This is a genomic window from Pseudoalteromonas citrea, from assembly GCF_000238375.3.
Taxonomy (GTDB): Bacteria; Pseudomonadota; Gammaproteobacteria; order Enterobacterales; family Alteromonadaceae; genus Pseudoalteromonas; species Pseudoalteromonas citrea.
The window spans coordinates 533418-554974 of the sequence record NZ_AHBZ03000021.1; the positions used below are offsets into that span (position 1 = coordinate 533418).

14 protein-coding genes and 10 tRNA genes are annotated in these 21557 nt (G+C 41.4%); 1 reads left to right on the forward strand and 23 read right to left on the reverse strand.

Annotated features, from left to right (window positions below):
• Positions 1-164 precede the first annotated feature (164 nt).
• The 6 genes from recD to PCIT_RS14220 form a co-directional block, all read right to left on the reverse strand.
• Entirely contained in the window at positions 165-2078 is a 1914-nt protein-coding gene (gene recD, locus PCIT_RS14195) for an exodeoxyribonuclease V subunit alpha (protein WP_010365061.1), read from the reverse strand.
• Positions 2075-5611, reverse strand: a complete 3537-nt coding sequence (gene recB, locus PCIT_RS14200; RefSeq protein ID WP_010365059.1) for an exodeoxyribonuclease V subunit beta — start codon at positions 5609-5611, stop codon at positions 2075-2077. The genes recD and recB overlap by 4 nt, the downstream gene beginning before the upstream one ends.
• A complete protein-coding gene (recC, locus tag PCIT_RS14205) occupies positions 5598-8855 on the reverse strand; it encodes an exodeoxyribonuclease V subunit gamma (protein WP_010365057.1) in 3258 nt (1085 codons plus the stop codon). Before recC ends, recB begins: the two co-directional genes overlap by 14 nt.
• Before the next feature lie 108 nt (positions 8856-8963).
• A complete protein-coding gene (locus PCIT_RS14210; protein WP_010365055.1) occupies positions 8964-9989 on the reverse strand; it encodes a GGDEF domain-containing protein in 1026 nt (341 codons plus the stop codon).
• Positions 9990-10115: 126 nt separating this feature from the next.
• Positions 10116-12158 carry an EAL domain-containing protein gene (locus PCIT_RS14215; protein WP_010365054.1) on the reverse strand — a complete coding sequence of 681 codons (2043 nt, stop codon included), beginning with the start codon at positions 12156-12158 and terminating at the stop codon, positions 10116-10118.
• A 100-nt stretch (positions 12159-12258) separates the two neighbouring features.
• Positions 12259-13302 carry an alkene reductase gene (locus PCIT_RS14220; RefSeq protein WP_010365053.1) on the reverse strand — a complete coding sequence of 348 codons (1044 nt, stop codon included), beginning with the start codon at positions 13300-13302 and terminating at the stop codon, positions 12259-12261.
• A 151-nt stretch (positions 13303-13453) separates the two neighbouring features.
• Here PCIT_RS14220 and PCIT_RS14225 point away from each other — a divergent pair, with 151 nt between their 5' ends.
• Positions 13454-14035 carry a TetR/AcrR family transcriptional regulator gene (locus PCIT_RS14225; protein ID WP_010365052.1) on the forward strand — a complete coding sequence of 194 codons (582 nt, stop codon included), beginning with the start codon at positions 13454-13456 and terminating at the stop codon, positions 14033-14035.
• Between the two features lie 237 nt (positions 14036-14272).
• Here the strand turns inward: PCIT_RS14225 and PCIT_RS14230 are convergent.
• The 17 genes from PCIT_RS14230 to tolQ all read right to left on the reverse strand — a co-directional run bounded on the left by PCIT_RS14230 (position 14273) and on the right by tolQ (position 21470).
• Positions 14273-14362, reverse strand: a tRNA-Ser gene (locus tag PCIT_RS14230).
• 96 nt (positions 14363-14458) lie between these two features.
• Positions 14459-15499: a quinolinate synthase NadA gene (gene nadA / locus PCIT_RS14235; RefSeq protein ID WP_010365051.1), complete on the reverse strand. Its 1041-nt coding sequence runs from the start codon at positions 15497-15499 to the stop codon at positions 14459-14461.
• Positions 15500-15621: 122 nt separating this feature from the next.
• A tRNA-Lys gene (locus PCIT_RS14240) sits at positions 15622-15697 on the reverse strand.
• 29 nt (positions 15698-15726) lie between these two features.
• Positions 15727-15802, reverse strand: a tRNA-Lys gene (locus tag PCIT_RS14245).
• 32 nt (positions 15803-15834) lie between these two features.
• Positions 15835-15910: transfer RNA gene (locus PCIT_RS14250), tRNA-Lys, on the reverse strand.
• 30 nt (positions 15911-15940) lie between these two features.
• Positions 15941-16016, reverse strand: a tRNA-Lys gene (locus PCIT_RS14255).
• Positions 16017-16045: 29 nt separating this feature from the next.
• Positions 16046-16121 (reverse strand) — tRNA-Lys (locus PCIT_RS14260).
• Positions 16122-16152: 31 nt separating this feature from the next.
• Positions 16153-16228: transfer RNA gene (locus tag PCIT_RS14265), tRNA-Lys, on the reverse strand.
• A 27-nt stretch (positions 16229-16255) separates the two neighbouring features.
• Positions 16256-16331, reverse strand: a tRNA-Lys gene (locus tag PCIT_RS14270).
• A gap of 32 nt (positions 16332-16363) precedes the next feature.
• Positions 16364-16439: transfer RNA gene (locus tag PCIT_RS14275), tRNA-Lys, on the reverse strand.
• Positions 16440-16472: 33 nt separating this feature from the next.
• A tRNA-Lys gene (locus PCIT_RS14280) sits at positions 16473-16548 on the reverse strand.
• Between the two features lie 152 nt (positions 16549-16700).
• The gene (ybgF, locus tag PCIT_RS14285; RefSeq protein WP_010365050.1) at positions 16701-17453 is read right to left on the reverse strand and encodes a tol-pal system protein YbgF; all 753 of its coding nucleotides are present in this window, start codon (positions 17451-17453) and stop codon (positions 16701-16703) included.
• Positions 17454-17469: 16 nt separating this feature from the next.
• Positions 17470-18003 carry a peptidoglycan-associated lipoprotein Pal gene (gene pal / locus PCIT_RS14290; RefSeq protein WP_010365048.1) on the reverse strand — a complete coding sequence of 178 codons (534 nt, stop codon included), beginning with the start codon at positions 18001-18003 and terminating at the stop codon, positions 17470-17472.
• Positions 18004-18041: 38 nt separating this feature from the next.
• A complete protein-coding gene (tolB, locus tag PCIT_RS14295; RefSeq protein WP_010365046.1) occupies positions 18042-19400 on the reverse strand; it encodes a Tol-Pal system beta propeller repeat protein TolB in 1359 nt (452 codons plus the stop codon).
• A gap of 9 nt (positions 19401-19409) precedes the next feature.
• Positions 19410-20351: a cell envelope integrity protein TolA gene (tolA, locus tag PCIT_RS14300; RefSeq protein WP_010365043.1), complete on the reverse strand. Its 942-nt coding sequence runs from the start codon at positions 20349-20351 to the stop codon at positions 19410-19412.
• Positions 20351-20779, reverse strand: a complete 429-nt coding sequence (gene tolR, locus PCIT_RS14305) for a protein TolR (RefSeq protein ID WP_010365041.1) — start codon at positions 20777-20779, stop codon at positions 20351-20353. The genes tolA and tolR overlap by 1 nt, the downstream gene beginning before the upstream one ends.
• Positions 20766-21470: a protein TolQ gene (gene tolQ / locus PCIT_RS14310; protein WP_010365039.1), complete on the reverse strand. Its 705-nt coding sequence runs from the start codon at positions 21468-21470 to the stop codon at positions 20766-20768. Before tolQ ends, tolR begins: the two co-directional genes overlap by 14 nt.
• Positions 21471-21557: the final 87 nt, after the last annotated feature.

Sequence of the window (21557 nt, forward strand, 5' to 3'; positions counted from 1 at the left end):
ACAGCTAAAGTATGGCGGTGATCTGCTAACCACTGGGCAGTGGGTCTCATCATGAATGCGCTTAAACACTCACTCATTAAATTTCTTAACTTTCTGAATTAACGCTGATTATGAAACCTAACTGTAGAACAGACCATAAAAAAACACAAATAAGCATCATTAAATTAACTTAAAATCAACCTATCTCGTAACCCTGAACACCGCGATACAGACTTCGCCATCGCCATATAAAGTACTTGCGGTTGAGCAACTAATTCAAACTTGTGTTTAGCACGCGTAATGCCGGTATAAACTAACTGACGATTCACTCCTCTTGCTGCACGTTGCTTAGGGGGTAAAATCATTGCGGTATGGCTAAACTCTGAGCCTTGTGATTTATGAATAGTCATTACATAGACACTTTCGTGGCTCGGAAGTCTCGCGGGATAAAACGCCCGCTGCTCTCCTTGTTCATCAATAAAGACTGCTTTAAGTTGCTCTGTTTCATCCGGTAATAAAATCCCTATATCACCATTAAACAACTTTAACTGGTAATCGTTTTGAGTGATCATAATTGGCAACCCTGCATAATATCTACCATTAGGTATGATCAACCCTCTAGAGAACAACTGCTGCTCAATACGCTTGTTGAGCGTTGTTACACCGTAAGGCCCCTCTCGTACCGCAGCCAATAATTGGTATTGTCCAAATGCCTGGTGAATCGCAACAGGATCTGCTTTCTCATGCATCAATGTTAAATACTCGGCATACTGATCGGCTGAGCGAACTATCAACGCGGTATATTGCTCTGTATTTAAATCATACAATGCCAAATCTTTATACCCTTGTTCGATAGTATGAGCTAGCTGTGCACGACTATTATTGTTGACTGAAAATGCCAGCTGACCAATACCGCTATTGCTGTCAAAACGGTGGCTCTTTTGCAAAAATGCCACACTATCAGCCAAACAGAATTCACTATCCGTGCTACGTAGGCAAGTATTACCTGAAAAGCAAAGTTGGTTCAGTTGTGAGGTCAGGGTATTGCTATACGGTGGCTGCTCACCGAGTATCAGCCCTTGGCACAAGTCACTCAGCACACTCCCCGTATCAACCGATGTTAGCTGATCTTTATCCCCCAATAAAATCAATCGTGCGTGATCTGGCAGTGCTGTCACTAACTTAGCAAGCAGGGACAAGTCAACCATTGAGGCTTCATCAACAATCAGTACATCGAGGTGGAGCTTATTTTGTTTATTAAAACGGTAGCGGTTACTATTTGGGATCACTCCCAATAAACGGTGTATGGTTTGTGCGTGTTCAGGAATAAGCTGGTGTATCTCAGGAGCTAGGTTAAGCTTCGCTTTCGCACCCAAGATAGACTCACTTAAACGTGCTGCCGCTTTACCTGTTGGGGCAACCAATTTAATAGTCAAAGGCGCTTTTTGATACAGCGATTGCAAAATTGCCAGCAGCTTGGTGACCGTTGTCGTTTTACCCGTTCCTGGGCCACCCGTTAATACACAAAACCCTTTTATGGCTGCCATTGCACATGCAACTTTTTGCCAGTCAATATCACCTGAGGTGTTATCAAACTCACCAAAATATTCAGTCAATAAAGCGTGCAAGCGAGATAAATCTACCATTATTTTTTGCGCTTGCATCTGTTTAAAACGCTCAGCTAAGGTGATTTCATACGTTGCAAGACGACTCAAATACAATTTTTGTGCGAAAAGTTGTAATGGCTTACCTTCTCCCACGGCATGGTGTGAGTCTAGCCGTTGCCATATTTTCTTTCCTGATGAAGATTGCCATGGTGTGATAGGCATGTTTTCATCCACCAGCTCAACAACCAATGAAAAAGGGTTATCCCAATCAATATCACTATAAGCTAAGCAACTATGTTGACTTTGCTCTGACTTTAACAACAATAATATGACATAAAAGCAATCATTTAATCTCTGATTGTTTAACAGCTTTGCCAACGCAATATCACTATGGCGAATGCGCCCTTGCGAAATCAAATACGTTAAATATTTGCCATGGTCCAATATGTTTGCAGGTACTCCCTCTTCAGCAAATAAGTCTAGTTGGCTCATGACAATGCCCCCTGCGAAAATAACGCATCTAAAGAAAGTAACTGTTCTATGGTCAATTTATTAAAAAATATGCCCGCCCCATCTGGCATCGCCCTTAAAAATAAATAATATATCCCGCCTAAATGAACCTGAGGGTCATAGTTTTCTATACGTTGCTTAAGCAAACGATGTAAAGCAACCGAATAAATCAAGTATTGTAAATGGTATTGATGTGCATCCATTGCTGAGCGCAAATTGTCATTTTGATAGTCAACGGCACTATCGCCCAGATAATTAGACTTATAATCTAAAATAAAATACTGGCCATTATGGACAAAAATCAGATCAATAAAGCCTTTTAATAGACCTTTAACTTGCTCAAACTGTAAATGGCTACTCTGCCCTGTAATGTCCAACAGCAACTTGTTTAGCTTAGGCGCATTTAACGGCTCTAAAGGTAAGTAAAACTCCATTTCGACCAGACAATCCTCAGGCTTTAATTGCGATAAGCTAAGTTCACTCTCTCGATCTAACGTGCATTGTAAGCAAGCAGTGATCCACTGCTCGGTCGCTATTTGCCACTGGGCATCAATCCTAAATTTCAGTAAACACTGTTCTACTGCTTGACTCAGTGGTAATTGTTCGTCGCCTGCTGGACATTCTGGCTGCGTAAAGTCCACCAATTCAAATATTTCATGCAAACAGCTGCCGGGCTTTGCGCCTTTAGGAAAACTATATGCGCAATGCTCAATCAGTGCCTGCTGATCAGGTAAATCAAGTAGATGGTTTTCATCAAGTGCACCCAGTGGCCTTTCATCACTGTGAGCGTGATAACTCAATTGACTAAAGCTTGTCGCTCGCCAGTGTGTTTCAATTTTTGTAGTGAACCGCTTTAGGTACAATTGCTCATACTCACCATCTTGCGATACATTCAACACCTCAGCATCAGTCATTTTAACAAATTCACACTGTGTATCTGCGTGCTGTGCACAGAATGCATTGAGACGTTCATGCCACTGCTGAGCATCAGTAAATGGCGTTGCGCCAAATAAAACAAAACCTAATGAAGTGTGTGTGATCCCGGGTTTTTTCGTTCTACCTGCCGCAATGTTAAATAATCCAATATCACAATGATGCACCGCTCGGGTGATCGCCACATACAACAAACGAATGTCTTCCGCTAAACGCTCTTTTTCAGCCTGTGCGCGCTGGTCATCATCTGGTGACAGGCTGTATATTAGTTTATCATTTTCATGATACACCACATCTGAAGCTTCTCTATATGTCGTTGCAAAAGGCATGTATACAATTGGATACTCTAAGCCTTTAGATGCATGCATAGTCACGATTTTCACTAAATCAGCATCACTTTCTAAACGTACTTGAGCAGAGTCTTGCTGTGCTTCACTACATTGTGTGCCCAACCAGCGTAATACGCGCAACGTGCCGTCCAGTTCTATTTGTTTTTGCTGAAGCAACTCTGACAGATGGCGATAATCCGTTAACCAGCGCTCCACCATATAACCATTACTCTTCCACAAACGTGGCAACTGATTATCAACCAATAACTGCTCCAACATCGCCATAGCGCCTTGCTTATGCCAAATGCGCTGTAACCGAGCAAATTGATCCAAATAATGCTGCCAAGCGGCTTCTTGCTCTCGTAGTTCAAAGATGTCTTGATGGTGCAAGGCAAATAGTGGACTTGCCAGCACACCTCTCAAGGCTGCTTCATCATAGCTCCCATGAAGCACCGTTAAAAATTGCAATAATGCCACCGAGATTGGTTGTTTAAAAATACTATCTCGAGCTAAATAAACACTGGCGACCCCATGCTGCTGAAGTGCAGACTTCATGATACTCGCTTCATTACGGTCGCGGACCAGTATACAAATATCACTGGCTTTTACGGCTAAATTGCCTATTTTTGCCTCCCCATTATCGGCTCGAGTGAGCAATACAGAGATCTTTTCCGCAAAAATTGAGCTTAACGACGATAAAGCCACCGCTTTGCTAGTGGTGCTATTATCATCTTGTAATACACTAAATGTGAGTGCAGAGTGCTCTTCACCGTTTAATGTTAAGCGCTTTTCCTCACTCTTGCCTTTGGCGGCGACCGAAATAAAAGGAATGGTTTTATTAAAAATAAAACTATGTTCATGGGCAGAAAAAATACCATTCACCGCATTAACAACCCCTTGAGATGAACGATAGTTAGTCGATAGTGTATATTTGGCACTGTCAGCTACGCTCTGCTTGGCTTTCATATACGTAAATATATCAGCCCCACGAAAGCCATAAATAGCTTGTTTTGGATCACCAATCATCGTCAGCGTGGTGGTATTTTGATCACTATAAATGCGGCTAAAAATCCCATATTGTATTGGATCTGTATCTTGAAACTCGTCAATCATAGCAACTGGGTATAATTCAGATATTTTATGCCGCAATATGTGCCCTTGTTCACAGCTTAACGCCTCGTGCAAATTGCTTAGTAAGTCATCTGGTGTGATCAACCCATGCTTGAGCTTATGGGCCTTTAATAATGACTTAACCGACTGACTCGCATGTTGTACGATTGCCAACGGTAAACCTTGACTCAATTGTTCATGTAATTTAGCTAACTTGCTAAATTCAGCCAGCATGGGGTGAACAATGAACTGTCCGTTTTTCTTGTAATAGTGTGCGTCTTGAAGTAGCTCTTCACTCCACAATTTAAAAGAATGCTTTGCTGTACCAAATTCAAAATACCAATGTTCCCCATCGCAGTAGTCTCGCAGCGCATTGATATTTGCAGCACGACCGGGGGCTTTATTCTTAGCAAGATCAGAATTAGCCAATACTGTAAAAAAATCGCTGGTGGACAAACGCGCTTTAAATGCGATGGCCTCACTTTGATAAGTTTTGCGGGCAGACAATACATCATTCAAATCATAATGCGGTGTAATGTCAGCATTGCCTTTGCTTAACACCTTCATCACTTTTGACACTAACCCATGAGGATTAGAAAAATGGGTTAATATTGCTTCTGTCGTATCTTTATCCAGCGGGTAAATAAAACTACGCCAATGATCTTTTACCGCCTCAATGACCAACTCAGATTCATCTAAAATGAACTCAAGGTTAAACGCCACATTTGACTCAAAAGCATGCTGCTTAAGCATACGCTGGCAAAATCCATGAATCGTAAAAATCGCCGCTTCATCCATTGATTTTGCCGCGGCATCAAGTAATGCAAATGCAGCTCGCTGATCGGTAACTTGCTCAAGTACCGCGCAAATTAATTCGTCATCACATGGCGCACCTAACAAGGCGTCGCGCGCGGCAATGATCCGAGTACGTACTCTGTCTTTAATCTCTTGCGTTGCGGCTTCCGTAAAAGTCACGACCAAAATTTGATCTACACTGAGAGGCTCTTGATGTTCAGCAGTTTGTAGCCCAAGTAAGCAGCGAAGGTATAAACCCGTTATGGTATACGTTTTACCCGTCCCAGCACTTGCTTCAATTAAGCTTTGACCAACTAAAGGCATACTTTGCGGATTAAGCATCTGCATATTTTTGCTCCTGAGCCAACTCAATAACCGCTTTTAATAAACGATGACTTATTTGACTGAAAGCGTCTTCAACATCAAATAAATTCTTGAAATTCAATGCCACATAAGGGTTTTCACACTCACCAAAGCCAATATATTGGCCCCCAGAAAACTTGTTAGCGGCCTTTTGCATATCGCCTGTTTTAACGAGTTCATACCCTGAATTTGGAAAAAATGGCTGAGGCTCAGTTAGGACATTTTTGTAAAAGTCACACCACAGCTTTAAATGCTCAAACGCATCACTTCTATCCATAGGCGCATAAGTAATTGCTTCATCAAGCCCATAAATATGCGTGCTGACAGCTTCTCCGTGACATTGAGCAATACAGTGTAATAAAAACCCTCGTATTTTATCTTTCGCTTTAATACTTGCGCTACGATAAAACACTTGTTGATTGCCATACACGCTGTCTAACCAGCCCAATAAAGTGCAATCAGATAGCATCAACGTGACTTCTATCGGATCTCTCTGGTTTTTTAGCATTGGTTTTATATGCTTAACCATAGGCGCAATTCGTTGATGTAATTGCTCTAATTGAATGGTGCCAACATGAGCCTGCGGTAAGTTTCCTCGCTGTAGTAACTGTTTTTCATTCGGTTGCTGATCGGCTAAAGCCGCAGCTAATAGCTCGTCTAAATAATAGTACCTGTCTAAGGTATCCAATAAAAAAGGTTCTTCGTCTTTATCTTGTAATGATAAGCTGGGTAATCTAAGACCCAAGCTTTGCTGATAAAATGCGTCTTGTGGATTTAAGATAGTACGTAAAAATTGATTCAATTCAATCTCACCACTGATGTTTACTTCTAGTGGAGCAGGTGTGGTTTTAGGTAAAGGAGTTTGATCGGTCAACCATACAGGGTTGTAACTTTGAAGTGGATTATCTTCATTATAATAACTGGGATGAAAAGGCTGTAATTGCGCTTGCTGTAACAAATGCTGAGATGGGAACACCTCGCTTGCTTCATAATAGAAACTTCTATCAAGGTATTCAAGTAACTCACTGACCAGCACAGATGGCATTTGCGGCTCATTATTAAAACATGACCGCCCTACATAACTTAAATACAACGCATCACGAGCACTGAGCACCGCCTCTAAAAATAAATAGCGATCATCTAGTTTACGAGAGCGATCACCTTTTTGACGGTGCGAGTGTGGAACTAAATCAAAGCCAATTGGTTGTACAGTTCTAGGGTAATCGGCATCGTTGAGACCCAACATACAAACAACTTTAAACGGCACCGCGCGCATAGGCATTAAGGTACAAAAGTTAACCGGCCCGACTAAAAAGCGTTGCCCAACCCCCTTTTCTTGCACCCCCTGCTTCACCAAATAACTGATCACCTGAGGTGACACGGCCTCTTGCATATCAAGGTTTTCATCATGCTTATTTAAATCATCAATGACCTTCTCAAGCGTTAATAAATCCCAGCTTTGTTCAGCCTCTTGATGATAAAACTCACCCACCAATGCACGCAGTACCTCGGCTTTTACACTTAACCGTGTACTTTGTGACAACTGTGATTTGTACTTTGCTAAACATTCAACAAAATGGACTAACTTACTGAGTGTATTAACAGCCATGCCTTCTACTTGATCGGCAGGAAATACCTCATTAAATTCATTATTCTCATCAGAACACGATATGCCCAATAGCAAGCGATTTAAGCCATGCTGCCACGTATTGAGTGGCATAGCGGGTAGCTCATGCTCTTGTTTATGATCCGCATTTAATCCCCACTTCACACCTACTTGATCGAGCCAGTATTTTAATTGCTCAAATTCGCTATCTTCTATGCCAAATTGCTCAGCAATGGGCGCAGCTGCCAACAAGTCAATAATATCTGACACACCAAAACGGCTAAATGGTAAATTAACCAGTGTAACGAATGAACTGAGGATCGGCTTTTCTTGTTCAATGGCAAGATCAGCCAAGGCGTAAGGTATAAAGCGATCACCACTTGCGCCTGCAAACACCGCTTCAATATAAGGGCTATATGTACCCACATCAGGCATCATGACAATGACATCTTTTGGCGTTAACGTTGGGTTTTGTTCAAATAACCGAAGTAAATGATCATGTAAACACTCAACTTCTCTCAGTGGAGTGTGACAATCCTGTAGTAGGATGGACTGATCAGTTAACTCAATAGGCAATTTCCCTTCATCATTTATAAACCATGCTTTATCGTCAGTTAACGATTCGCCTTTAAAAGCCAGTTGATAGACTTCTTCTTGTACCTTGCCCAGTAAAGTATCCGCAAAGTCATCGACAAAGCCATCAAGCCACTGCGCATCGAGTTGTAGTAATTGTTCAAAATAATCTCGACCAAGTTTGCCCCATGATGACAAAAGGGGATTACCAATAAAGTAATACTCTCCTTGCTTTGCATCTATTTCAGGTTTTTTTGCGTATTTAGCTTCAATTTTTGCCTGTGTTTTCTCGTCTACGAGATCACCCCAATAATGCTCACTCGGGTTAAAAAAGAACAATAAAACAGATGTTTTTTCTGACAGCGCCTGAAATATCTCTAATTGGCTGGTCGCCATCGCCGATAACCCAAAAATACTGATCCGTTTCGGTAACATGCTAGGTTTAGCGTCTGCCAAAGCTTTTAGTAACTGAGTATGCATATTGGCGCGATGGTAATGGCTTTGTTGTAAGCTTTGAGTATGACTGACCAATTTTCGCCATAAATCTGGTTGCCACGCTGCAATTGATACGTCAACATCTAATAGTTCATCAGCTCCTGAATCCCAAGTGCTCAGCCATTGTGGACGATACATTAAATATTGATCGTAGATATCTGCAATTTTTTCGCATAAAGAAAATAGCTTAGCCCCATGTTCATCATCTTCTAAGTACTGGGATAATTCTTGGTACCGTAAATCGGTTAAACACGTCGGTAAAATTGTGACCAATTTCCAAGTCATATTTAACTTATTATATGGAGATTCACTCGGCACATTAGGTAAAAACTGTTGGTAAAGCTGCCATATAAAACTTGATGGTAAAGGAAAGTCTACTTGCGCGGCAACACCAAGTGCTTGACTCATACCAATCTTAAGCCACTGGGACATACCCGGTGACTGCACTAGCACCGTTTCTTTTTCAAAAGGAGAACTCAAAGGAGCAGTTTTAATCACCGTATGAAATTGCGTTTGTAGCGCTTCCATACGGTTTGACTGAATTATATGCAGCATAATGTGCCAGACCTTGCTAATCAGCTGCAATAACGACGCAATATTAAGCAGCTAGGTATTTTTATTCATTTGGCACAGTTTATGTTATTTATTAAGCCTTAGATACCTTTAGAATAAGTCGATATCGTTACTTTCTTGATGACATTCAATTAGCTTATTGGCGATAAGTTCTTCATAGAAACATAGCTTATCTCTGCCATTTTCTTTCGCATAATAAAGTGCTTTATCAGCGTTTTCTAACACAGTGATTGGAAAGTCATACGGGCTGATCCGTGACATACCAACACTGATAGTAAGTTTTTTCACAAAAGGAAAATGCGTACCGCGTACTAAATCCATAAACTCATCTAGTTTTTTGTGTATCGACTCATAATCGGTCGGCTCAAACACCATCACAAACTCTTCACCACCAAATCTAAATAACAAATCACTAGAACGAAAAAACTGCCGCATTTTTTGTGCAAGTAATAGTAAGACCTCATCACCACAGACATGCCCATAGTTATCATTCACCTTCTTAAAATGATCAATATCTACCATCGCTAACCAAGATGTAGCTCCTTGGTGTTGGCCACGTAAGTCACTTTGCCATACCGTTTTATGCTGCTTTATAACCTGCTTTTCCATCAACTGTTTTAACTTTTTCTCAAACGTTTGACGATTTAGTAGACCTGTCAATTTATCACGTTCATTCTCATGTAAGATGGTTAAATAATTTTCAAATATACGACAAAAAGCATTGAGCAATACTTGATCTGAACTCTTAAGTCCATCGCTCACGATCGCAATTGCCCCTATTGGCTTATCAAGCAAGGTGATTGGTAGCCATCTACGCTCTACGCCATCGTTTGACTGCACCGTAATAATACATGCCGATTGTAAACACGACACCAGCTCTGGCTCAGGATGGCGAACAACCTCTCTTTCTTCCCACTCGTACTCTCTGTCTGTAAGTACCTTTAATAACAAGCTTCTCTCGATAGCTAGTTCACCTTGAATCTGCAAATCTTTGTAAACCGCTACTTCTTTACACCCAATAAACTCTTGAATGGTCGAGATCAAACTGTATTCTAACGAGTCGACATCTCTGGTTTTTGTGATTTTAATCACTGAATTCAGTAATTCTTCTTGCATATACTGCCTGCTAAAATACGTTTAATGCTGCTGCCCAGCATCATTTGTGTAAGTTATAAACAACCCGCTAACGACATGCAATACTTTTCTATGATAATAGGTAATATAGCTGGCGATATTATTCAGCTAATGGTCAACATTTTTTGTCACTTGAAATGTGCGGTCGTAGTCAATGAGCTGCTCAATTGGTAACGCCTTTGCATAATACCAACCTTGTACAGTTTCAATTTCTAGTGCTTTTATGAAGTCTAGCTGAGATTGTGACTCTACGCCCTCTGCGACTAAGGTTTTATCCATTTGGTGCAACAACTGCACCACGGCACTGTAAAACTCTCGGCCTTGATCTGTTTCTACTTTGTCTAAAAATGCTTTATCCAATTTTACTCGCCGAATAGGTAAATCAGCCAGCATAGATAAACTCGAATATCCAGTGCCAAAATCATCAATGACCGTGTCAATTTTATGGGATTTTAATCTATTAATATTATTGATCACACTCGATTTATCATTAAAGTAACTTGACTCAACTACTTCAATTTTTAACTGCTCAGGAAACGCTTTGAAGCGCTCACAAATATACAAAACAGCTCGATCGTCATTAATCAGTGTCGGGTTCACATTCACGCTTATCACCGGGTAGAATGATTTAGATGCAAAATACTCCAAGTCTAAAGCGGCTTGATCAATAACCCATGAATCAATGATCGTTGTTTGTTTATGTTTAACTAAAATATCAATGAAATAGGGCCCAACAATCGTCTCATCTGCTTTTTTTAATCGTAAAAGCGCTTCGTAGCCAACAATATCACCGGTCACTTGGCTCACTTGCGGTTGATAATACAATAATAGCTCTCCTTGGGATAACTCTTCTAATACCTTATTAAGTGCTTTGGATGCGCGTTCTTGCGCTCTTTGTGTTTGAATGAACTGCGACTCACTGGCTGAACGAAGCTGTTCTGAAATATTCAATTGCTCGCTAAGATGATTAAGCGCTTTTTGGTAATGTATTTGTTCGCTATGCCACCTTAAAAATGGATAGTATATCGCTGCATTGAGTATCAGTAAGACTAGCTGTAGCATTACACCCGACAGCCCTCCACTCACTTGATATCCACTGATCAAGGTCGGTGTCATCCAACTGAGTACAATATCGTTGGTACTGACGAACCCCCACTCAATAATATGATACGAAATAATAAAGTTAATGGCAGGTGCTAGTAAGAATGGAATTAACAATACTGGATTGAGGAAGATGGGGAGTGCAAATAAAATAATTTCACAAAAATTAAATGCTGTAAATGGAATTGATAATTGTGCGATGTTGCGTTCATGCGAGCCTTTTCTCAAAAAAAACGACGCAACAATGAGCCCAGCAAAACACCCCGTACCACCCACTAAAACAAACGTATCATAAAACGTTTTAGCGGATAAATTACCCACTAATTGCTTCGCAAGGTATATTTCATCAAACAACATACTAAATGTATTATCGCCATGTACTCCAAAAAACCAAAAGCTATGTGAGGCGAGCATACGCTGAAACGTTAATTCAGCTACTGAAGCATTGACTAAATCAGGGGTAAGCCAGCCACTAAGCAGGAGCCCTATTTCGCTGAGTATTGGCACCCATAAATAGAAACTAAAAAATACGATTGTAAAAGGTAAAATAACTAAGAACTTTTCGCGTAAAAAACGACTCAAAGCACTAAATTGCCGCCTAGGCTGAGGTAGAGTCCGCATTAAATAGACAAATAGTAAACTACTCATACTCGGTAGAATAATTGCATATGCAGTGGCGGTGCTGTCACTAAGTGTAAACTCTCCGCCGTGTAACTGTAAAAAACTCCCGTGAACAGCAAAACACAGTAATGCCAGTAACGCTCCGATTATGCCACTTTGTGCATAATTTTTTGTTAAGAAAAAACCAATAGAAATACTCACTACAACAGGAAAGAACAGTAAAATAATGTGCGCACTGCGGCTAACAATATTTGCGACTTTTCCATCATCTGCAATAACGTTCAATGTCAAAGCACTATTAAGCGCCAAAATAGCCAACGCACTACTTACAAAGTATGGAATAAGCGCTATAAATGCTTCACGTAAGGACAATAAATACCGGCCATGAAGTAAATTAGAGACTTTATTTTGAAGTGCGTGCAACGGCAATGGGCATACCTATTATTGATTTACCGTAAAGTATATGCCCAGATCGCTTAGCCTGCTTAATAATTGATATCCGTTGCTCGGTATTCTCTTTTAGCTCAACCTACACCAACTCTTTAAGCATAGACTCTTCATATTCTTTCAGTGGCTCACCATTTCTAATACGATTTATATAGTCAGGGTTAGCTATCATCGGACGCCCAACCGCGACAAGATCAAAACGATTTTCTTCTATGGCTTGTGTTCCTGTTTCTGCAGTGTAACCTCCGACACCAACGAGCACCCCTGTATAGTTTGCCCTTACATAATCAGAGGCACGGCCATCTAAGTAATCAAATGTCATCGAATCATCGAATATACCAATATGTACGAATGCCAAATCTCGACTATTCAACGCTCGTAATAAATAATCAAACACTGCACGGTCGTCATTACTTCCTTCCATTAAGAAGTAAGCGCCCGGTGATAATCTTAGCGCCACCCTATCAGAACCAATAGCAGCCACCACAGCATCAACAACCTCCAGTGCAAAGCGTGACATATTTTCAGGAGTGCCACCGTATTGATCACGTCTATCGTTTGATGCATAGTGCAAAAATTGATCTATCAAATAACCATTCGCACCATGAATTTCTACACCGTCGAACCCTGCTTCTATTGCATTTTTTGCAGCTTGCGCATAATCTGCAGTTAACTGCGCTATTTCATCAACACTTGCCGCTTTTGGTGTTTGAAAATACAAGTCTCTCATACGAGGAACAGTCCCTTCGATCCCGATATTTGATGCACTTAGCACCTCTCCTTCACCAAAGAAGTGTGGGTGAGCTACACGCCCTACATGCCACAATTGCGCAAATATCTTGCCCCCAGCATTGTGCACGGCTGTGGTAACTTTTTTCCACCCGTCCACTTGTGCTTGATTAAATAACCCAGGCGTATTTGGATAGCCCTGCCCGTCTGGACGAATGATGGTTGCTTCCGAAATAATTAATCCCGTATCAGCTCGGCGCGCATAATACTGTGCCATTTGCTCTGTAGGCACTAAGTTTTCATCTGCCATACAACGTGTTAGTGGCGCCATCAGAATCCGATTTTGTAATGTCAGGGTGCTATTTAATTCAAAGGGGGAAAATAATGTGCTCGTCATTGTGCTCTCCATAATTTATGATTTTCTTGAATGATTGTTCAAGCTTAAATTTAATATATGGTTATTTGAACGATCATTCAAGAGTCATTTTTGAATAAGCAATCAAATTAAGTTATTATCTCTACTAATTAGTGGGCAATTTCGACATCAAATGAGAAGTGCAGAATTCAATAAAGAGCATGTATTACGCCAAGCCATGGCAACGTTCATGCAATACGGTTACAACAAAACCAGTATGCAAACTTTAACTAAAGCAACTGGATTACACCCCGGTTCTATTTATTGTGCTTTTAAAAATAAAAAAGGCCTGTTGCTTGGTGCCATTGAACAGTACCAACAAGACCGTAACGCACAATTTGAAACGTTATTTTCTCAACATACAACTGCGCACAATGCTTTAAGCGCATTACTCGATGTTATTGTCGACGAATGTTTAAACGGCGAGTCAGGTCAAGTTTGCTTGCTAACTAAAACCCTTACCGAACTTGAAGGACAAAATGACGAGATCTCTTCAGTTCTAGCCAATAATCTTATCTCATTCGAAAACAGCTTGGCCAAAGTCATACAAGATGGCATTGAAAGGCAGGAAATAAGCGCTAAGCCAGACGCCAAAGAACGCGCGCAATTTTTAGCGATGGGAATATACGGTATTCGCACCTACGCTGCAACACGACGACAAGCTGAGATATTAAGGCAGTTAAGTGATCGTTTACTTGCCACAGTACTGACCTAGCTACACACTAAAATAGCCGTGACTTTCACGCCGTCAATTAGCATGATAAATAGTGAATTTTTATAATTGTGGCGGGTTAACTGTAAATGGTTTTACTAAAATATGAGATATATACTACAAGAAACTTTATGAATATCTTGGTATATCGCTAATCATTAACTCTAATTAGTCAGCGATTTTTAATGTAGGAAAAGCTACTATATTTGAAAATACACGTGAGATGGTATTAGATGGAAATGGCGGAGAGGGAGGGATTCGAACCCTCGATAGGGGTTAGCCTATACACGAGTTCCAGTCGTGCGCCTTCAGCCACTCAGCCACCTCTCCGATACACCTAAGTGCGGGGCTAATACTATGAAAAGCCACGCACTTTAGCAAGCTCTTTTTAAGCCAGCACGCTTAACTGCTCAACTAACAAACAGTTTAACGTTGTAAGCTAGCCGAAAAGTCTAACATGCGATCTAATGAGCGTAATGCACCTTCGCGAAGTGACATGTCAACGAACACTTCTTTCCCTTCAGGGTTCACTAAAGACTCTTCTATGGCTTTCAAACCATTCATCGCCATCCACGGACAGTGTGCACAACTTTTACACGTCGCACCTTCACCAGCCGTTGGTGCAGCAAAAAATTCTTTATCTGGGCACAGCTGCTGCATTTTGTAAAAAATACCTCGATCAGTTGCCACAATAAACTGCGTGTTATCCATCGTTTGCGCAGCTTTTATTAATTGACTCGTAGAGCCGACAGCATCAGCTAAAGCTACAATCTCAGCAGGAGACTCTGGGTGAACGAGTACGGCAGCATCAGGCTTAAGTGCCTTCATATCTTTCAATGCTTTAGTTTTAAACTCATCATGTACAATACAGGCACCATTCCACATGATCATGTCTGCACCCGTATTCTTCTGGATGTAAGATCCTAAATGCTTATCAGGACCCCAAATGATCTTCTCACCTTGCTCATCTAAATGCTCCACAATCTCAAGCGCACATGACGATGTTACTATCCAATCAGCACGCGCTTTAACAGCCGTTGAGGTATTTGCATAAACAACGACTTTACGATCTGGATATTGATCACAAAATGCAGAAAACTCATCGATTGGACACCCAACATCTAACGAACATGTCGCTGCAAGTGTTGGCATGACCACGGTTTTGTTTGGTGTTAATATTTTGGCTGTCTCACCCATAAAACGCACACCAGCAACCACAATCACATCAGCATCGTGCTTTGCACCAAAGCGGGCCATTTCTAAAGAGTCAGCAACACAGCCACCGGTTTCTTCAGCCAAAGCTTGAATCTCAGGATCTGTATAATAATGCGCAACTAACACCGCATTCTTTTCTTTTAATAGGGTTTTTATCCGCGCTTTGTACTCATCTTGTTCTTGAGTAGTTAAAGGTGCAGGTTTTGGAGGAAAGATATAATCCTCAGGCATGATTTGTTCAGCTAGACTCATTTCTCGACCACTATAGTCCACATTGCATAATTACTGCGAATTATACGGAAATAGACACAACAATCATAGTCAATGACGCTTTTGGGATAGAAAAATTAAGAATATATGACGTTTTTTTTGAATGGTGGGTCATGATGGACTTGAACCATCGACCAATGGATTAAAAGTCCACTGCTCTACCAACTGAGCTAATGACCCGCTCTGGAAATCAGGAATGTTAACGTAAATGGTGGGTCATGATGGACTTGAACCATCGGCCAATGGATTAAAAGTCCACTGCTCTACCAACTGAGCTAATGACCCGCTCTAGATATCAGAATTGTTAACGTATTGAATGGTGGGTCATGATGGACTTGAACCATCGACCAATGGATTAAAAGTCCACTGCTCTACCAACTGAGCTAATGACCCGCTCTGATATCAAAATACTTACATGCAAAATGGTGGGTCATGATGGACTTGAACCATCGACCAATGGATTAAAAGTCCACTGCTCTACCAACTGAGCTAATGACCCGCTCGAATTATCAGTACTGTTAACTTAAATGGTGGGTCATGATGGACTTGAACCATCGACCAATGGATTAAAAGTCCACTGCTCTACCAACTGAGCTAATGACCCGCTCTGGATATCAGTTTTTGTAAATATTGAATGGTGGGTCATGATGGACTTGAACCATCGACCAATGGATTAAAAGTCCACTGCTCTACCAACTGAGCTAATGACCCGCTCGGGAAATCAATATCTTCAAAGGATGGTGGGTCATGATGGACTTGAACCATCGACCAATGGATTAAAAGTCCACTGCTCTACCAACTGAGCTAATGACCCGCTCTGAATATCACTTAAGTTAACCTGCAAAATGGTGGGTCATGATGGACTTGAACCATCGACCAATGGATTAAAAGTCCACTGCTCTACCAACTGAGCTAATGACCCGCTCTAATACTACTGACTATTTTGCAAACTAAGTGGTGGGTCATGATGGACTTGAACCATCGACCAATGGATTAAAAGTCCACTGCTCTACCAACTGAGCTAATGACCCACTTAGTCGCAGCAGTTTGGTTTGAACCAATCGCCTGCTGCGGGCGCTTATAATACTTATTTAAAAAATGAGTGCAACTTAAATACGTAGTTTTTTTCAGTTTTTATGCCTAAGCGCTTAATTTTAAACCATAGTGGCAAAAAATCGAGCTTTTAGATCTTAGATAAACGCTCGGTGGCCATTTTTGCAGCCGTTGTGCTTGGGTATTCATTTAGCAATGTTGTCAAAACAGACTTAGCCAATTCTACTTTTCCCTGCTTTTCATAGAGCGTACCCAGTTTTAACATTGCCTCAGGGCGTTTATTCGAATCAGCAAAACTATCTACCACGGTTTTAAAGTGACCAATCGCATTTTCATCGTCATTTTTAATCGATAAAAGCTGCCCTAACCAATAGTGCGCGTTAGGTATATATACCGACGTTGGGAATGTCGTCAAAAATGACTGAAACTCTGGGATCGCAGCATCATAGCGCTTATCTTTCATAATAAGCGCCACGGCTTTGTCGTACGCTTCATTTTCAGATAGATCACTACTGACAGCTTGAGATGAATCTATCACCACCTCAGTGGCTGCGGTGGTGCTCGCTTGCTCATATACTTTAGACACGCGGTTTTCTATTTCTTGGTATAATTCACGTTGGCGCTGTAACACCTTCTCAAGCTTGTAGCTCTGTTCTTCCGTTACACCACGTACCTGACTTACTTCGTCTTGCAATAGGCCGAGCTGCTGCTGTAGCTCTACTTGTAATAGGTTGCGGGTCTTCATCATGCTTTCTAACTGCGCAATGCGTTGCTCTAAAGACGATTGCGAGTTTGCAGCCTCAGAAACAGGAGCGGGAGCAGCCAAAATTTGGGTGCTCCCGCTCAGAATCATTATGGCTGCCAATAGTTTCGTTGGCTTCATAATATCTCTTATCAAATTAGTATACTAAAACCGCACGACGGTTTTTAGCAAAAGCTTCTTCAGTGCGAGACTTAACCATTGGCTTTTCTTCACCATAGCTAACAACTGAGATTTGGCTATCAGACACACCTAAGCTTTGTAAGTATTTAGCTACGGCCTTACCACGGCTTTCACCTAGTGCAATGTTGTACTCTGGCGTACCACGTTCATCAGCGTGACCTTCAACCAATACTTTTACGCTTGGGTTTTTAACCAGGAAGTCAGCATGTGCTTGTAAAAGCTCAGCGTAAGCACCTTGTACTGTTGATTTATCAAAATCAAAGTAAATGATCTGCTCTTGACGCAGTGCTTCATATTTCTCACGAAGCTTTTCTTCTGCTGATTTAACACGTGAAATCGTATTTACATCAACGTTGTTATTTTCTTGAGATGTTGCTTGGTTACTTTCATTTGCAGCACCTTCATCTACACTTGAAGATGAGCTACACGCGGCTAGCGTCATTACTGGCAACGCCACTAATAGAGCTTTTAATGTTTTGTTAAGTTGCATCGAGTATATTCCTATATCTTAAAATCTAACCAGCAAAATTACTGTAAAAATGGCGACCAAGCTGGAGCTTTCACTTGCCCATCAGAAACCGGAAGTCGCGCTTTAAACCGCCCATCCATAGACACTAAAGCCAATACCTGCTTGTTGTTATGCAGCGTACTATAAATAATCATCGAGCCATTTGGCGCTATGCTCGGAGATTCGTCTAGGCGAGTTCTTGTTAAAACTTGAAATAGCCCAGATCTCAATTCTTTTTTAGCAATATGATATTTGCCAATGGTACGATTTACCATTACCAAATGCTTCCCATCAGGTGTCACTGACCCTGCTAAATTCATATCGCCGTCAAAGGTAATACGCTTTGACCTACCAGTTTGTAAATTTAACTTATAAATCTGGGCATTACCACCCCTTTCAGACGTATACACAATTTCTTTGCCATTTGGGTGCCAACTTGGCTCAGTATCTATGCTACGGTGACGTGTTAAACGACGTTCTTTACGTGTTTGTAAGTCATAATGGTACACCTCTGTTGCACCACCTGCATCTTTAGAAAGTACAATTAGCAACTGCTTTCCATCAGGTGAAAACTGCGGTGCGCCATTAATACCCGGGTAACTCGTGATCAAGTCGCGTTTGCCGGTATAAATATCCTGCACATAAATTTGTGACTGGCGATTTTCAAACGTAACGTACGCTAACTTATTAGCATCTGGTGACCATGATGGCGACATTAAAGGCTCTTTTGAGCGTAATAATACTTGCTCATTGAACCCGTCATAATCTGCTACGACTAACTGGTAAGGTTTATCATCTGTATCACGCACAATAACATACGCAATTTTGGTTCTAAACGCACCGCGTTCTCCCGTCAATGATTCATAAACCACATCGCTTATTTGGTGTGCATACTGTCTGAATCCATCGCTAGATATTACACTTTGTCGTGCTTCTTGTACGTGATCTTGGCTTTTCATTAATTGACCATTGCTCATCATACGCGTTTCACCACCCGTAATTTGTGCTCTGATCACATCAATCAATTCATATTTAACTAAGTAACGTCCGCCAGGCTGCTGCACAATAGTGCCAACAATCACCGCTTCAACCCCTTTATTTACCCACGCAGTATAATCAACTTCTTTATCTGTGCTTGGCAATTGAGGTAATTCAGTGAATGAAAGAGGCTTAAATTTACCGCTGCGGGTTAAATCAGCTGCGATAACCTCACTCACTCGCATTGGTTTTTCACCAACGCCTTCATATTTAAAAGGAACAATCGCAATCGGGCGCGCGCTATCAACGCCTTCTGTAATAACAATCTCAAGCGCTGCATTCGCAACGCCTGACATGCCCAAAGCAACAATAACCAATAATGCTTTTATTCGGTTGAACATAAACTTCCTTTATAAATTAGGTTTAATTGTTAAATTAATATTTTTAAGCTGTTCAAAAACATCTTTCTCTTTTGAAACTGGCAGTGTATCGGCCATTCTTACTGCACGTAATGCTGCTTCACAGACTAGCTTATCACCGCCTAAGGAGCGTGAGTCAGTCACCAAACCATTAAAGCCTAGACGAATATTGACTCGGCATTGTTTGCCTTTCATCTTTTCATCGATTAACAAGTTTGCCTGTATGCGCTGCATGATCAGTGCTTTGTATTTATCAACTTCCGATAATACCTGCTGTTTACGTATTTTATTACGCGCTGCCTGCTCTTTTGCTAACTGCTCTTGCATTAGCTGCTCTTGTAAAGCCTTTTGACGCGCTTTTTCTGCTGCCTCTGCTTTACGTTTTTCTTCAGCCTCACGACGCTTGCGAGCATCTTCAGCTTTTTTAAGCGCATCTTCTTCCGCTTTGCGTTTATTCGATGCTGCTTTTGCTGCTTTTTCTGCCGCTAACTTTTCAGCGCGTGCTTTATCGGCTTGAGCGCGTTGCTTTTTCTCTATTTCACGGGCTTTTTTGGCTTGCGCTTCGGCCTTTTTCTTCTCGGCTACTTTAGCTTTACGCTGCTGCTCTAGCTTCTTAATACGTCGTGCTTCAGCTTCTCTATCTTTACGTGCTTGACTCGCTCTGCGCTCTAAATCACGAATGCGCTTTTCTTCCGCTCGCTTTTTATTTAGCTCTTGCGTTTTAAGCTCTGCTATTTTTTTCTCAACGGCAGACTGATCGACAGAAATGGCTGAAACCACCTTTTCATCTAAAGGCTCAGTAATTTCTGGGTTTAATGTCACTTCCATCACAGTAGGTTCAGGCGTATGGAAATTGGCTGAAGCAAATAATATTCCGGCCAAAGCAAAATGTAGTACCAGCGACTTTAAAATACCGCTTTGTAATGCACCCATTAGCCCTCCTCAAATGATTTTGTCATCAGGCCAACAGAGGGAACGCCCGCATTTTTTAAGAAATCCATAAGAAGGAGTACTTCTTGGTAAGACACTCTACCCGAGCCTTTTATCATCACTGGCGTATCAGGGTTTTGCTGTAATTTCAATTTAATAACCGCCGCCACTTCAACCGCATCCATCGGCGCTTCAGGATCAGTTCCGACACTGACAAAATATCGCCCCTCTGAGTCTATCGAGGCTATTATCGGCGGCGCATCTTTTGTTTTAACTAAGTCTGACTCTTGCATTTGCGGCAAGTCTACTTTAACCCCATGGGTAATGAGCGGTGCAGTGGCCATGAATATGATTAAAAGTACCAACATCACATCGATATAGGGCACAACATTGATCTCTGCGACTGGGCGACGCTTTTTACGCTGATACATGTTGCTTTACCTCAGCAGAGCTTGCGGCCTGGCGATGAAGTATATTGGCAAACTCTTCCATAAAGTTAATGTACTGCGTTTCAAGTTTCTCGACACTCTTAGCAAACTTGTTATATGCCATAACCGCTGGGATAGCGGCGAATAGACCCATTGCTGTGGCAATCAAGGCTTCGGCAATACCTGGCGCAACCATTTGTAGCGTTGCTTGTTTGACTTCACCTAACGCAATAAATGCATTCATGATCCCCCACACAGTACCAAATAAACCAACATATGGGCTTATCGAGCCAACAGTCGCTAAAAAAGACAAGCTCGATTCAAGCTTTTCCACCTCACGAGATAACGCGACGCGCATAGAACGGTGTGTGCCTTCAATAACCAGTCCTGTGGACTGAGTACTTTGCTTTTTATGTCTAGCAAATTCTTTAAAGCCAGATACAAACAACGCTTCTAAACCTTGCGGGTTAACTGCACGCGCTGTTACTTCGTTATACAGTTTACTTAAGTCCATTCCGGACCAAAATTTTTGCTCAAACTTTTTCGCATTATCCATTGCGTTTGAGATGATTGATCTACGTTGAAATATGATTGCCCATGAAGCAATAGACATGCCTACGAGTGCCAACATCACAAGTTGAACTAGCACACTGGCTTTTAATATGAGATCAATAAAATTTAGTCCCGATTCCACGTAATTATACTCCTAAGAAATAGTGTGTCGGCTTTGTCTTGCGCTATAGCTGGTTACAAGATTGACTGTAAGCGACTATAAAGGTTC